Raw genomic sequence first — 14,071 nt, forward strand, 5'->3', positions numbered from 1 at the left:
GGCCCCCGCACCGCGCGGTCCGGGGGCCTCGTGCTCCCCACGCCCGGCGGGGGTCCGGGGGCTTCGTGCTCCCCGCACCCGGCGGGCGGCGCCCGACCCGGCCCGCTAGCGTGACCGCAGGAGCCGACTGGAGGGACCGGGCATGGAGATCCTCGCGTACGGGGTGCAGGCCGACGAACGGCCGCTGCTGGAGCAGGCGTTCGCGGGCCGCCACGCACTGCGCTGCCTGGACGTGTTCCTCAACCGCGACACCGCCCCGCTCGCCGCCGGCCACCCGGCCGTCAGCAGCAGCGTGAACGCCGTCCTCGACGCCGAGACCCTCGCCGTCCTGGCGGCGGGCGGCACCGAGCTGGTCGCCCAGCGCTCCACCGGCTTCAACAACATCGACCTCGACGCCGCCGCCGAACTCGGCCTCACCGTCGCCCGGGTCTCCCAGTACAGCCCGTACTCGGTCGCCGAGCACGCCTGGACGCTCGCGCTGGCGGTCAACCGCCGGCTCACCCGCGCCGCCAACCGCACCCGCGAGTTCGACTTCCGCCTCGACGGCCTCCTCGGCCGCGACATCCACGGCATGACCGTCGGCGTCATCGGCACCGGCAAGATCGGCGAGTGCTTCGCCCGCATCGCCGCCGGATTCGGCACCACCCTCCTCGGCTGGGACATCGCCCAGAACCCGGCCTGCCTCGACCTCGGCACGACCTATACCGAACTGCCCGAACTCCTCGCCCGCGCCGACCTGGTGAGCCTCCACGTCCCCCTCCTCCCGGCCACCCACCACCTCATCGACGCGGCCGCCCTCGCCCGCATGAAGGACGACGCCATCCTCATCAACTCCAGCCGCGGCGGCCTCGTCGACAGCGCCGCCCTGGTCGAGACCCTGCGCGCCGGACGCCTCTCCGGCGTCGGCCTCGACGTCTACGAGGAGGAGACCGGCGTCTTCTTCACCGACCGCTCCGTCCACGGCATCACCGACGACGTCCTCGCCCGCCTCGTCACCTTCCCCCAGGTCCTGGTCACCAGCCACCAGGCCTACTTCACGCGCACCGCCGTCGGCCAGATCATCGACGCCACCGCCCGCAACATCGACGACTTCGCCGCCGGCCGCACCAACGAGAACACCCTCGTTCCGAGGAGCTGAGCGGGCCCCGGACGCCGGCGCGCCGCTCACGCCCGTACCCGGCACGGCGACCGGCGGGCCGCTCAGCCGGTCAGGACACCCCCGCCGGTCAGGCCGGCCCCCGGCCGAGCACCTCGCGGTACCAGCCGGCGGCCTGTGGGAGGCGGGCCAGCGGGCCGGGGCCGGGCGGACAGGCGGCGAGGCGCCAGATCCGCTCGCTGCGGTACCAGTGGTCGCGGGCGATCAGGCCGAACTGGCGCTCGGAGACCCGGCCGGGCGCGGCGGCCAGCAGCCGGCGGCACTCCTCCCAGGGCACGGCCGGGCCGTCCGGGGCGGGCAGCAGGCCGAGGGCGGCCAGGGCGGCGAGGAGGTCGCCGCCGCGGACCGGTTCGGGGTGCGAGGCGTGGTGGACGCCCGGCGGGGCCGTGTGCCCGTCCAGGGCGAGCACGGTGATCAGCCGGGCCAGGTCGGCGCGGTCCACCATCGAGAGCCGGCTGCTGCCGCCCTCCCAGCGGACCGGCACCCGGCGGACCAGCTCGGCCAGGGCGGGCACCACCCAGCGGTCGCCGGTCCCGGTCACCAGCCCGGGGCGCAGCACGTGCCCGCCGGCCGCCAGCGCGTGGCGCTCGCCGAGCAGCCGGGTGCGGCTGGCCTCGGAGACCGGCGCGGGCGGCACCTCGTCCACGTCGACGTCCGCGTGCGGGCCCTCGCCGTAGACCGCCGCCGTGGAGAGGTGGACGATCCGCCGCACCCCGGCGCGGGTGGCGGCCGCCATCAGGGCGGCGGTGCCCCGGTCGTTCACCGCCTCGCACTCCTCGGCGCCGCCGTCGACCCGGGAGGCGAGGTGCACCAGCGCCCCGGCGCCCGTGCAGAGGTCCGTGAGCGCCGCCGGGTCGGCGAGGTCGCCCGGCACCCAGGCGGTGCCGGGCGCGGCCTCCTGCGGCGGTCTGCGGGCCAGCGCCCGCACCCGGACGCCGCGCGCCGCGAGGGCCGCCAGCACGGCGGATCCGATGAAACCGGTCGCCCCGGTCAGCGCGACCGTGGGGTGCGCCACGGGTCCGTCCTCCGTCGCCATCTCCGAACCTTCCTGCCGACCGGCCGGTCAGTCTAGCCAGCGGGCGGCCCGGCGGGGGACACCCGTACGGAGGGGGCGGCGGGTGGCCCGAGGTAAGGCCCACCTAGGCTGTAGGTCAAGCAAAACGGGCGAACCGGACCCTCACCAGGGACCACGAGGACGGAAAGCAGGACCCGCCGATGGGCGACGGAATGTCAGGAATGCACCACCACGGCGGGATGACCCGACTAGGCCCGTTCAGCTTGTCGAACGCCTGGACCTGGTCCCCCGACTGGGTGTTCCTGCTCGGCGGCCTGGTCGTCCTGGGACTGTACGCGGCGGGCGTGGTGCGGCTGTACCGGCGCGGCGACCGCTGGCCGGTCGGCCGGATGGTCGGCTGGGCGGCGGGTGTCGCCAGCATGCTGCTGGTCACCTGCACCGGCCTGAACGACTACGGCATGGTGCTGTTCAGCGCGCACATGATCCAGCACATGGTGCTCTCCATGCTGACGCCGATCCTCCTGCTGCTGGGCGCCCCGATCACGCTGGCGCTGCGCGCCCTGCGCCCGACCGGCAAGGGCCGTCCGCGCGGGCCGCGCGAGCTGCTGGTGGCGCTGCTGCACAGCCGGTACGTCCGGATCATCTCGCACCCGGCGTTCACCATCCCGATGTTCATCGCGAGCCTGTACGGGGTGTACTTCACCCCGCTGTTCGACTTCCTGATGCAGTACCGCCTCGGGCACATCTTCATGATGGTCCACTTCCTGTTCACCGGGCTGGCCTTCTTCTGGCCGATCATGGGCGTGGACCCGGGCCCGCACCGCCCCGGCCACGTGATGCGGATCATCGAGCTGTTCATGGGGATGCCGTTCCACGCCTTCTTCGGCGTGGCGGTGATGATGGCCGGGCACCCGCTGGTCACCACCTTCACCGTGGAGGGCGCACCACCGGGGACGAACCTGCTGGAGGACCAGAAACTGGCCGGCGGGATCACCTGGGCGTTCGGCGAGATCCCGACCGCGATCGTGCTGATCGCGCTGGTCTACCAGTGGATGGGCTCCGAGCAGCGGCAGGCCCGCCGCCGCGACCGTTCCGAGGAGCGCACCGGCGACGCCGAGCTGGAGGCGTACAACGCCTACCTGGCCTCGCTGCACAAGCGCGACCGGCGCGCGGGCGGTGCGGCCCCCGCCGCCCCCACCGCTCCGGTCGCCCCGGTCACCGGCGCCGCCCCGGCGGCCGAGGCCGGCTGAGCCCGCCCACACCCGCCGCCACCCGCTGCGGAACCCCCGTTCCCGGGAACCCCCGTTCCACCCGAGCAACGGGGGTTCCGTCGTTCCCCGGCCCGCCCCGGAACGACGGTGGCGCCGGAGGCCGGAACGGTCGTTCCGCCGTACGCGTTCGAACGGACATGCACGTCCTGCTGATCGTCGCCGTCCTGCTCTGCGGGTCCGTCCTGCTCTGGCTGCTCGGCTTCCTCGGCCTGGCGCTGCACCACCGCCGTCGGCCCGCGCCGGCCGGCTCCGACTACCTGGTGGTGCTGGGCGCCGCGCTGGAGGGCTGCGAGCCCGCGCGCCCGCTGGCGGCCCGGCTGGACGCCGCGCTGGAACGCTTCGCCGCCGAGGAGAAGGCCGGGTACGCCCCGCTGGTCCTGGTGACCGGCGGGAAGGGCCCGCACGAGGAGTGCACCGAGGCCGCCGCGATGGCCCGCTACCTGGTCGCCCGCGGCGTCCCGGCCGAGCGGATCCGGCGCGAGGAGCGGGCCGTGAACACCGCCGAGAACCTGCGCTTCAGCGCCGCCCTGATGGCCGCCGAGCGCCCCGGCTACCGCTGCACGGTGGTCACCAACGGCTTCCACACCGTCCGCTCCGCCCTGGCCGCCCGCCGGGCCGGCGTCCCCGCCGCCGTGCTCGGCGCGGACGGCCCGCTGGCACACGGCCCGTACCTGCTGCTGCGCGAGGCCGTCGGCACCGCCCTCGCCCTGCTCGGCCGCGCCTGACCCGGAAGTCCGGGGCCGGACGGCGCCCGCGCGGAGCCGTGGGCCGGCGCCAGAGCAGCCGGAAGGCCCGCCCCCGCCGCTGCCCGGGCAGCCGGAAGGCCCCGGGTCCGCATCGGACCCGGGGCCTTCGTCAGCTCGACTCGGCCTGGTTCAGCCGAGGTTGGCGAGCGCCTCGTTGAAGGTCTTGGACGGGCGCATCACCGCGGCGGCCTTGGCCGCGTCCGGCTGGTAGTAGCCGCCGAGGTCGACCGGCGCGCCCTGGACGGCGATCAGCTCCTCGACGATGGCCGACTCCTGCTCGGTCAGCGTCGCGGCCAGGCCGGCGAAGGCCTGGGCCAGCTCGGCGTCGGCGGTCTGCTTGGCCAGCTCCTGGGCCCAGTACATGGCCAGGTAGAAGTGGCTGCCGCGGTTGTCGATGCCACCGAGGCGGCGGCTCGGCGACTTGTCCTCGTTGAGGAAGGTGCCGGTGGCGCGGTCCAGGGTGTCGGCCAGCACCTGGGCGCGGGCGTTGCCGGTGGTACCGGCCAGGTGCTCGAAGCTGGCGGCCAGCGCGAAGAACTCGCCCAGGCTGTCCCAGCGCAGGTAGTTCTCCTTGACCAGCTGCTGGACGTGCTTCGGGGCGGAGCCGCCGGCGCCGGTCTCGAACAGGCCGCCGCCCGCCATCAGCGGGACGACCGACAGCATCTTGGCGCTGGTGCCCAGCTCCAGGATCGGGAAGAGGTCGGTCAGGTAGTCGCGCAGCACGTTGCCGGTCACCGAGATGGTGTCCTCGCCGCGGCGGATGCGCTCCAGCGAGAACTTGGTGGCCTCGACCGGCGACTTGATCTCGATCTGCAGGCCCTCGGTGTCGTGCTCCGGCAGGTACTGCTTGACCTTGCCGATCAGCACCGCGTCGTGGGCGCGGTCCTCGTCCAGCCAGAACACCGCCGGGACGCCGGTGGCGCGGGCGCGGGTGACGGCCAGCTTGACCCAGTCCTGGATCGGCAGGTCCTTGGTCTGGCAGGCGCGGAAGATGTCGCCCGGCTGGACGGCCTGCTCCAGCACCACGTTGCCCTCGGTGTCGACCAGGCGGACGGTGCCTGCGGCGGCGATCTCGAAGGTCTTGTCGTGCGAGCCGTACTCCTCGGCCTTCTGGGCCATCAGGCCGACGTTCGGCACCGAGCCGATGGTCGCCGGGTCCAGGGCGCCGTGGGCGCGGCAGTCGTCGATGACGGCCTGGTACACGCCGGAGTAGCTGCTGTCCGGCAGCACGGCGAGGGTGTCGGCCTCCTTGCCGTCCGGGCCCCACATGTGGCCGGAGGTGCGGATCATGGCCGGCATCGAGGCGTCGACGATGACGTCGCTCGGCACGTGCAGGTTGGTGATGCCCTTGTCGGAGTCGACCATGGCCAGGGCCGGGCCCTCGGCCAGCTCGGCCTCGAAGGAGGCCTTGATCTCGGCACCCAGGTGCGGCACGTTGTCGAGGCCGGCCAGGATGCCGCCGAGGCCGTTGTTCGGGTTCAGACCGGCGGCGACCAGCACCTCGCCGTACTTGGCGAAGGTCTTCGGGAAGAAGGCGCGGACCACGTGGCCGAAGATGATCGGGTCGGAGACCTTCATCATGGTGGCCTTGAGGTGCACCGAGAACAGCACGCCCTCGGCCTTGGCCCGGGCGACCTGCGCGGCCAGGAACTCGTTCAGGGCGGCGGCGCGCAGCACCGAGGCGTCGACGACCTCGCCCGCCAGCACCGGCACCTTCTCGCGCAGCACGGTGGTGGTGCCGTCCTCGCCGAGCAGCTCGATGCGCAGGGCGCCGTCGGCGGCGATCACGGTGGACTTCTCGGTGGACCGGAAGTCGTTCTCGCCCATGGTGGCGACGTTGGTCTTCGAGTCGGCCGACCAGGCGCCCATGCGGTGCGGGTGGGTCTTGGCGTAGTTCTTGACCGACTGCGGGGCCCGGCGGTCCGAGTTGCCCTCGCGCAGGACCGGGTTGACGGCGCTGCCCTTGACCTTGTCGTAACGGGCGCGGACGTCCTTGTCCTCGTCGGTCCGCGGGTCGTCCGGGTAGTCCGGCAGGGCGTAGCCCTGGGCCTGCAGCTCCGCGATGGCGGCCTTGAGCTGCGGCACCGAGGCCGAGATGTTCGGCAGCTTGATGATGTTGGCGGCCGGGGTCTTGGCCAGCTCACCCAGCTCGGCCAGGGCGTCGCCGATCCGCTGCGCCTCGGTCAGACGCTCCGGGAAGCTCGCGATGATCCGCCCGGCCAGGGAGATGTCGCGGGTCTCCACCCGCACACCCGCCGTCGAGGCGTAGGCCTGGACCACCGGCAGGAACGAGTAGGTCGCCAGGGCCGGAGCCTCGTCGGTGTGCGTATAGATGATGGTCGAGTCAGTCATCGGTACTCCGCTTCACGTCTCCAACGTCTTGACGTCAAGATATCTCGTCACGGGCCTCCGGCTCCACCTCCCCCCGCCTCCGAACGCGTACCGGTCCGGTCGGCGGGTGCGGCGGCCCCCGTGGCGGGGGCGTTCCGGCGGCCGTGACAGCCGGACGGGACGAGGTGTGAGCGGGCGCGAACTCCACGGTCGTCCGGGTCTGGACGGGTGGCAAGCGGAACGCCCGACCGGTGGTTTGCTCCACCCGGGTGAGCCGGACGTCAGGAGTGCGTCAACGCGCGACCCCATTCGGTCAACGGTGCGTCAGGACCGGCGACCCCCGGGCCGGGTCGCCCTAGCTTCGAGGAAGTAGTTCCGGCAGGCACCACCACCCCACTCGGGAGCATCCGCATGGCCCGCCTCGTCTGGCACGTTCCGGTAACCGCCTCCGGCACCGGGAGCACCACCGCACTCCGCCTGTTCCGCCTGCGCGACGGCCGCCGCTGCGCGGTCGGATTCTCCAGCCTCGAAGCCCTCACCGCCCTCCTCGGGCCCGACCAGGCCCACACCGAACTCGGCGAGCCCGCCCTCCGCGGCCTCCTCGCCCCGCTCGGGATCGACGCCCTGGTGGTGGATCCGAGGCTGGTCGCCCCGTCCGTCACCGCCGCCCCCACCACCGCACCGCCCGCCACCGCTCCCTCCGTTACCGCCCCGTCCGTCACCACTCCCTCCGTCGCCACCCCGTCCCCGGCCGCACCGCCCGGCGCCGCCCCCGCCACCCCCGCCGCGCCGCCCGGCGCCCCGAGCCCGAGCCCGACCCCGACCGCCACCCCGACCGTCCAGTTCCAGCACCGGTGACCGCACCGCTCCAGCTCGTCCCGGCCGGTCCCGCTCCGGTCGGACAGGCCCAGCCCGCAAGGGCGCTGCACGCGATCGCCCGGATCAGCCACGGCCCGGTCCCGCTCGACTTCGACCGCCTCGCGGCCGAGTTCCCGGCCGTCCAGAGCGGCCTGGCCCTGGCGGGTGAGGCCGACCTCGAACTGCGCCTCGCCTGCACCGGCCCCGAGGAGTTGCGGACGATCGCCACCGCCCTGCACCGCGCGGGCGCCACCAGGGTGCGCATCGACCTGGTCCTGCGCGCCCTCACCCCGGCACCGGTCACCCTGCGCCCGGTGCCCTGACCCGAACCGCCACGGGCCCCGCGCCCCGCGCCCCACCCGGGGCCGGGGCGCGGGGCCCGTACCGGGCTCACTCCTCCCCGGGCCGCGGATCCGGGTTGATCGCCTGGCCGTCGATGGGCTGGCCCCAGGCGTCGTCGCCGGCCGCGTCGACGCAGTAGCCGCTGCCCTCGACGTGCCCGCCCGCGCCCCGGCACTGCTCCGCGGTGACGTCCCGGCGCCCGGTCGCCCCGGCCGCTCCGGCGGTGGCGACCACGGCCCCGGCGACGGTGGTGAGCAGGAGGAGGGAGGCGGTCGCGGCGGCCACCCGGGCCGGGAGTGAGCTGTTCATGCGGCCCACCACAGCACGCCGGCGGCCCCCCGGCGACCACAGGACGCCCGCCCGGGTGGCCGCCGGAGTCCGCCGCCCCGGCTACTCGCGCGCCAGCGCCGCGATGGCCGCGAGCAGCAGCGCCGAGCCCGCCAGCAGGCCCGCCGTCAGCGGCTCGCCGAGGAACAGCACGCCGATCACCGCCGCGGTCGCGGGCTCCAGCAGGACCAGCACCGCGGCCGTCGTGCTGGGCACGGTGGTCAGGCCGGTGAAGTACCAGCGGTAGGCGAAGAGCGTGGGCACCGTGCCGAGGAAGAGCAGCGACACCGCGGTCGCGACCGGGTCCCCGCCCGTCGGCAGCAGGCCGTGGACGCCCTGGACGGCGGCGAGCGGGAGCAGGCAGAGCAGGCCGGTGGCGAAGGCGCCGGTGCCGGCCCGGGCCGAGCCGCCGCCCCGGGCCCAGAGGGTGAGGCCGCTCTGGCCGGCGCCCGCGAGGACGGCCAGTGCGACGCCGAGGGCCGGGCGCGGGCCCGCCGCGGGGGCGGCCACCAGCAGGGCGAGGCCGCCCAGGGCCAGGACCACCGCGGCCGCCGCGCGGCGGGTCAGCCGCTCGCCGAGCAGCAGGTGGGCGCCGAGGCTGGTGAACACCGGGCCGGCGCCGATGGTGATCAGGGTGCCCAGGCCGAGGCCCGCGTACCGTACCGAGCCGAAGTAGGCGCACTGGCTGACCGCGAGGCCGAGCCCGGTCAGCACGGCGGAACGCCACCGGGGGGCACCCCGCTCGGCTCGCGTCTCGCGGCTCGGCAGCAGGGCCAGGCAGAGCGCGGCGACGCCGAAGCGCCAGCAGGAGACGCCCGCCGGGCCGAGCCCGCCGGTGCGCATCAGCAGCGCGGACACGGCGCCGCCCACGCCCCAGGCGACGGCGGCGGCGGAGATGGACAGGAGGCCGTGCCGGAAGGGCACGGCGGCGTACGAGGTCATGCGTCGGTACTCCACGATGAGTTGCCGGTCAGGGTCCGCGGGGAACGCGGGCGGCAGTCATCGCCCCGGCTGCGGGCAGGTCCCGTCGGGCCGGAGTGGGTGGAGTGGGCCGCCCGCTAGCGGGCCGGCGGGGGGAGGATCACAAGACGCACGGGGTCAGCCTACGCTCCGCCCGGCCCCGGTGACCGCGATCTTCCCCCCGTCCGCGCCCGGCACGTACCGTCACCCTGGCCGGGACTCCCGGTGGAACGCACCCCTCGACGAAGGAGCGGAACACGATGGGCCAGCTGACGTACGACGAGGTCGAGGCCGCCGGGAAGCGGATCGCCGGGCGGGTGCGCCCGGTGGCGGTGGCGCCGGGGGACGACGACGGACGGACCTGGCTGGCGCTGGAGTTCCTCCAGCACACCGGCAGCTTCAAGGCCCGCGGCGCGCAGAACTTCCTGCTCGCCCACGCCGAGGCGGGCACCCTCCCGGACACCGGGGTGACCATCGCCTCGGGCGGCAACGCCGGGCTGGCCTGCGCCTGGGCGGCCCGTGAACTCGGCGTCCGGGCAACGGTGTTCCTGCCCGAGACGGCCTCCCCGGTGAAGCTGGCGCGGCTGCGTTCGTACGGCGCGGAGGTACGGCTGACGGGCCGGGAGTACGCGGAGGCGCTGGCCGCCTGCGAGGAGTTCGCGGCCGGGAGCGGGGCGCTGTCCTCGCACGCGTACGACCACCCGCTGATCGCGGCCGGCGCCGGGACGGTCCTGGCGGAGATGCGGGCCGGGGTGCCCGGGCTGGACACCGTGGTGGTGTCGGTCGGCGGCGGCGGGCTGTTCGCCGGGGTGGCGGTGGCGGCCCGCGAGCACGGCATCCGGGTGCTGGCCGTGGAGCCGACGGGCAGCCGCGCGCTGAACGCCGCCCTGGAAGCGGGCCGTCCGGTGGACGTCCCGGTCGACTCCGTCGCCCAGGACGCGCTCGGGGCCCGCCGCGCCACCGCCCTCGCCGTGGACGCCGCCGCGCACCCGGGCGTCCGCTCGGTGCTGGTCGACGACGAGGCCATCGTGCGCGCGCGCCGACAGCTCTGGGAGGACCGCCGGATCGCCGTCGAGTACGCGGCCTCCACCGCCCTCGCCGCGCTCGGGCAGGCCGAGGGCGAGCGGGTGGCCGTCCTGCTCTGCGGCGCCAACACCGACCCGTCCGACCTGGCGAACTGACGACGCGTCAGACGGCGATCCGGCCGGCCCACCCGGGCCGTCCGGTATGGCCATGCACGACCCGCTATTCCTATGTCCCCACCGGCCGACAATATTGCCGAACGGAATGGCAAAGCTCAATGCACGCTCAAATGCTGGACCTACCGGCCGGTAACGTAACAGACAACTGAACAGATAGCCTCCTACCAGCACGGATATCCGGCAAAGAAGGTAAACATTCAGTAATGAGATCTGTGCATACCTCTCTGAATAGCCCTACTGTGTGGCAACTCTCCGCGCTCCGCCCACCCCGGAGCCCCCACCCACAGAGAGATCGTTCATGGCATCCCTCAACCAGATCTCGCCGCCCGGACAGAGCACCGGCTCGGAATCCGGGACGACCAACCGGTCGCTCAAGCGCCACGTGGGCCTCATCGGCCTCATGTGGGCCTCGGTCGGCTCGATCATCGGCTCCGGCTGGCTGTTCGGCGCGAAGAACGCCGTCGTCGTCGCCGGACCGGCCGCCCTCGTCTCCTGGGGCATCGGCGCCGTGGCGATCGTGCTGCTGGCACTCGTGCACGCCGAGCTCGGCGGAATGTTCCCGGTCGCCGGCGGCACCGCGCGCTACCCGCACTACGCCTTCGGCGGCCTGGCCGGCATGTCGTTCGGCTGGTTCTCCTGGCTCCAGGCCGCCACCGTCGCCCCGATCGAGGTCGAGGCGATGATCGGCTACGCGGGCCACTGGGAGTTCGCCAAGAGCTTCCTCAACGACAACGGCACCCTCACCACCAGCGGATTCATCGTCGCGGTGCTCCTGATGGGCGTGTTCGTCGCGGTCAACTTCCTCGGTGTCCGGGTCCTGGCGGCCACCAACTCGGTCGCGACCTGGCTCAAGATCGGCGTCCCGCTGCTGACGATCCTGGCGCTGTCGATCAACAACTTCCACGGCTCGAACTTCACCTCGCACGGCTTCGCCCCGTTCGGCGCCCACGGCGTGCTCGCCGCGATCAGCTCCAGCGGCATCATCTTCGCGCTGCTCGGCTTCGAGCAGGCCATCCAGATCTCCGGTGAGAGCCGCAACCCCAAGCGCGACATCCCCCGCGCCGTGCTCGGCTCGGTCGCCATCGGCACCCTGATCTACGTCCTGCTGCAGGTCGCCTTCATCGGCGCGCTGCCGGTCAGCTCCTTCGTCAACGGCTGGGACAAGCTCGACTTCCCCGGCATCGAGGGTCCGTTCGCCGGCCTCGCCACCGTGGTCGGCCTGGGCTGGCTCGCCTGGGTGCTGTACTTCGACGCCATCGTCTCCCCCGGCGGCACCGGCCTCATCTACACCACCTCCACCTCGCGCATCTCCTACGGCCTGAGCAAGAACGGCTACGCGCCGCAGAAGTTCGAGCAGCTGGACAAGAACGGCGTGCCGTGGTTCGGCCTGGCCATGTCGTTCGTCACCGGCGTGGTCTGCTTCCTGCCCTTCCCGAGCTGGCAGGAGCTGGTCGGCTTCATCACCTCGGCCAGCGTGCTGATGTACGCCGGCGCCCCGCTGGCCTTCGGCGCCCTGCGCCGCCGGCTGCCCGACCGCGAGCGCTCCTACCGGCTGCCGCTGGGCGGCGTGATCTCCCCGGCCGCGTTCGTGGTCTCCAGCCTGATCATCTACTGGGCCGGCTGGCACACCCTGTCCCGCCTGGGCATCGCGATCGTGCTCGGCTACGTCCTGCTCGGCAGCTACGCCGCGTACGCGATCCGCAAGGGCCTGCCGAACGCGCCGCGGCTGAGCTGGAAGTCCGCCCAGTGGCTGCCGGTCTACCTGGTGGGCCTGGGCCTGATCTCCTGGCAGGGCGGCTTCGGTGACGGCACCGGCCGGATCCCGATGTGGTGGGACATGGCCCTGGTGGCGGTGTTCGCGCTGGTCATCTACTTCTGGGCGATCCGGGTAGCGCTGCCCGCCGAGGCGATCGAGCACGAGGTCGCCGACATCGAGGTGGTCGACGCGGGCGGCCACTGACCGGCCCCGCACACCCGGAAGGGCCCGCCGGCCGTGCGACCGGCGGGCCCTTCCGCGCGCTCACAGACTCAGCACCGTCCGCAGCGCCGTGAGCATCTCGGCCTCCGCGTCCTGCGCCGGGCCGGGCGAGCGCCAGGCGACGAAGCCGTCCGGGCGGACCAGCACGGCGCCCTGCGGGCCGATGCCGTGCAGTGCGGCGAAGTCCGCGCCGGGCTCCGGGGCCAGGTCGTCCTCGGCGCCGTCGCCGATCCGGAAGCCGTCCAGCGGGACGGCCAGCCGGTCGGCCGCGCGCCGGGCCCCGGCCTGCCAGGCACCGCCCTCGGGGCCGGTGAGCAGCACCATCGCCTGCTCGTACAGGTCCAGCGTGGACAGCCGCACCCCCGCCCGCAGCAGCCACTGGTGCGGCGCCCGGCTGCCCGGCTCGCCCGCCGACTCGAACTGCTCGGGGACCACCGGGCCGTCGCGGTCCGCGCCGACCACGGCGCCGACCGGGTAGCGGTAGCCGAGCGCCACCGCCAGCACCCCGGCCTGCCGGCCGACGCCCGGCACCACCGCGTAGCCCGGGTGGCTGTGCTCGGCGGAGCGGGCCGAGGCGCGCTCGCCGGTCACCCGGGCGACCGGACGGCGCTCCTGCCCGTACGTCTCCAGCAGCCGCGGCCCGGCCCAGCCGCAGAGCACCGCGGCGATCTTCCAGGCCAGGTTGTGGGCGTCCTGGATGCCGGTGTTGGAACCGAACGCGCCGGTCGGGGACATCTCGTGGGCGGAGTCCCCGGCGAGGAAGACCCGCCCCGCGCCGTACCGCTCGGCCACCCGCTCGGCGGCGTGCCACGGCGCCCGGCCGGTGACCTCGACGTCCAGCTCCGGCAGGCCGACGGCGGTGCGGATGTGCCGCTCGCAGCGCTCGTCGGTGAAGGCCTCCAGCGGCTCGCCGTGCTCCGGGTGCCAGGGCGCGTGGAAGACCCACTCCTCCTGGTTGTCCACCGGCAGCAGCGCGCCGTCCGCCTCCGGGTTCGTCAGGTAGCAGGCGATGAAGTGCCGGTCGCCGACCACCTCGGCCAGCCGCTTGGCCCGGAAGGTGATGCTGACGTTGTGGAACAGCTCGCCCTTGCCGGTCTGGCCGATGCCCAGCGCCTCCCGGACCGGGCTGCGCGGGCCGTCCGCGGCGATCAGGAACTCCGAGCGCACCACCCGCTCCTCGCCGCTCTCCCGGCTGCGCAGCACCGAGGTGACGCCGTTCGCGTCCTGCTCGAAGGAGACCAGCTCGGTGCTGAACCGCAGCTCGCCGCCCAGCTCGCGGGCCGCCCGCACCAGCACCGGCTCCAGGTCGTTCTGGCTGCACAGGCACCAGGAGCTGGGGCTGAACCGGGCCAGCCGGCCGCCCGGGTCGATGTCCCGGAACAGCCACTCCTGCTCGGCGCCGGTGAGCGAGGGCGCCTGGAGGATGCCGTGGTTGGGCGCCAGGATCGAGGCCGCCTCACGGATCGCCGGCTCGATCCCGGCCACCCGGTACAGCTCCATCGTGCGGACGTTGTTGCCGCGGCCGCGCGGATGGTGCGAGGTGTCGGCGTGCTTCTCGACCAGCAGGTGTCCAACCCCGAGCCGGCCGAGGAAGAGTGAGGCGGACAGCCCCACCAGCGAGCCGCCCACGATCAGGACCGGCACCCGGTCGTCAACCTTCGGATTCATCAATCGCTCCACCCTGTCAGGGGATTGCGCGGCCCGGCGACTGGGCCCGGCGCCGCCCGACGGCCCCGCTCAGCCGGGGGCCCCGCTCTTCCATCCCCCGCCGGAGGGCGTCCGTGCCGCCCCTTCGCCCGGATGGCCCGCAAATCTCGCGCCGCGCCCGCCGCGCCGCCCACGATCGACCTCAGGCCTGGCGCCGACTCGCCCGGCCGAACCGCCG

The 14,071-nt window shown here is 74.1% G+C and carries 12 protein-coding genes; 7 read left to right on the forward strand and 5 right to left on the reverse strand.

Features of this window, described 5'->3' with window-relative positions; all coding sequences use genetic code 11:
• Positions 1 to 142: 142 nt before the first annotated feature.
• Positions 143 to 1,138, forward strand: a complete 996-nt coding sequence (locus ACIQI7_RS29625) for a 2-hydroxyacid dehydrogenase (protein WP_401115775.1) — start codon at positions 143 to 145, stop codon at positions 1,136 to 1,138.
• 88 nt (positions 1,139 to 1,226) lie between these two features.
• Here ACIQI7_RS29625 and ACIQI7_RS29630 read toward each other — a convergent pair whose 3' ends face one another.
• Positions 1,227 to 2,171, reverse strand: a complete 945-nt coding sequence (locus tag ACIQI7_RS29630; RefSeq protein WP_401115778.1) for an NAD-dependent epimerase/dehydratase family protein — start codon at positions 2,169 to 2,171, stop codon at positions 1,227 to 1,229.
• Between the two features lie 221 nt (positions 2,172 to 2,392).
• Between ACIQI7_RS29630 and ACIQI7_RS29635 the strand changes: the two genes are divergently transcribed.
• The gene (locus tag ACIQI7_RS29635; protein ID WP_401115781.1) at positions 2,393 to 3,421 is read left to right on the forward strand and encodes a cytochrome c oxidase assembly protein; all 1,029 of its coding nucleotides are present in this window, start codon (positions 2,393 to 2,395) and stop codon (positions 3,419 to 3,421) included.
• A gap of 158 nt (positions 3,422 to 3,579) precedes the next feature.
• Entirely contained in the window at positions 3,580 to 4,167 is a 588-nt protein-coding gene (locus ACIQI7_RS29640; RefSeq protein WP_401115784.1) for a YdcF family protein, read from the forward strand.
• Positions 4,168 to 4,317: 150 nt separating this feature from the next.
• Here ACIQI7_RS29640 and ACIQI7_RS29645 read toward each other — a convergent pair whose 3' ends face one another.
• Positions 4,318 to 6,540: an NADP-dependent isocitrate dehydrogenase gene (locus ACIQI7_RS29645; protein WP_401115787.1), complete on the reverse strand. Its 2,223-nt coding sequence runs from the start codon at positions 6,538 to 6,540 to the stop codon at positions 4,318 to 4,320.
• A 390-nt stretch (positions 6,541 to 6,930) separates the two neighbouring features.
• Here ACIQI7_RS29645 and ACIQI7_RS29650 point away from each other — a divergent pair, with 390 nt between their 5' ends.
• Positions 6,931 to 7,377, forward strand: a complete 447-nt coding sequence (locus tag ACIQI7_RS29650; protein WP_401115790.1) for an SAV_915 family protein — start codon at positions 6,931 to 6,933, stop codon at positions 7,375 to 7,377.
• The gene (locus ACIQI7_RS29655) at positions 7,374 to 7,700 is read left to right on the forward strand and encodes a hypothetical protein (protein WP_401115793.1); all 327 of its coding nucleotides are present in this window, start codon (positions 7,374 to 7,376) and stop codon (positions 7,698 to 7,700) included. The genes ACIQI7_RS29650 and ACIQI7_RS29655 overlap by 4 nt, the downstream gene beginning before the upstream one ends.
• A gap of 67 nt (positions 7,701 to 7,767) precedes the next feature.
• Here the strand turns inward: ACIQI7_RS29655 and ACIQI7_RS29660 are convergent, their stop codons facing one another.
• Both ACIQI7_RS29660 and ACIQI7_RS29665 read right to left on the reverse strand, forming a co-directional pair.
• The gene (locus ACIQI7_RS29660) at positions 7,768 to 8,028 is read right to left on the reverse strand and encodes a hypothetical protein (protein ID WP_401115796.1); all 261 of its coding nucleotides are present in this window, start codon (positions 8,026 to 8,028) and stop codon (positions 7,768 to 7,770) included.
• Between the two features lie 81 nt (positions 8,029 to 8,109).
• Positions 8,110 to 8,988 carry a DMT family transporter gene (locus ACIQI7_RS29665; RefSeq protein WP_401115799.1) on the reverse strand — a complete coding sequence of 293 codons (879 nt, stop codon included), beginning with the start codon at positions 8,986 to 8,988 and terminating at the stop codon, positions 8,110 to 8,112.
• A gap of 278 nt (positions 8,989 to 9,266) precedes the next feature.
• On the opposite strand from ACIQI7_RS29665, the gene ACIQI7_RS29670 reads away from it, so the two are divergent.
• Both ACIQI7_RS29670 and ACIQI7_RS29675 read left to right on the forward strand, forming a co-directional pair.
• Positions 9,267 to 10,187, forward strand: coding sequence for a serine/threonine dehydratase (locus tag ACIQI7_RS29670; RefSeq protein ID WP_401115802.1), 921 nt, complete (start codon positions 9,267 to 9,269; stop codon positions 10,185 to 10,187).
• A gap of 319 nt (positions 10,188 to 10,506) precedes the next feature.
• Positions 10,507 to 12,168 carry an APC family permease gene (locus ACIQI7_RS29675; protein WP_401115805.1) on the forward strand — a complete coding sequence of 554 codons (1,662 nt, stop codon included), beginning with the start codon at positions 10,507 to 10,509 and terminating at the stop codon, positions 12,166 to 12,168.
• 60 nt (positions 12,169 to 12,228) lie between these two features.
• Here the strand turns inward: ACIQI7_RS29675 and ACIQI7_RS29680 are convergent, their stop codons facing one another.
• Positions 12,229 to 13,854 carry an FAD-dependent oxidoreductase gene (locus ACIQI7_RS29680; protein ID WP_401115808.1) on the reverse strand — a complete coding sequence of 542 codons (1,626 nt, stop codon included), beginning with the start codon at positions 13,852 to 13,854 and terminating at the stop codon, positions 12,229 to 12,231.
• Positions 13,855 to 14,071 lie beyond the last annotated feature (217 nt).

This window comes from Kitasatospora sp. NPDC092039 (genome assembly GCF_044756065.1).
GTDB lineage: Bacteria > Actinomycetota > Actinomycetes > Streptomycetales > Streptomycetaceae > Kitasatospora.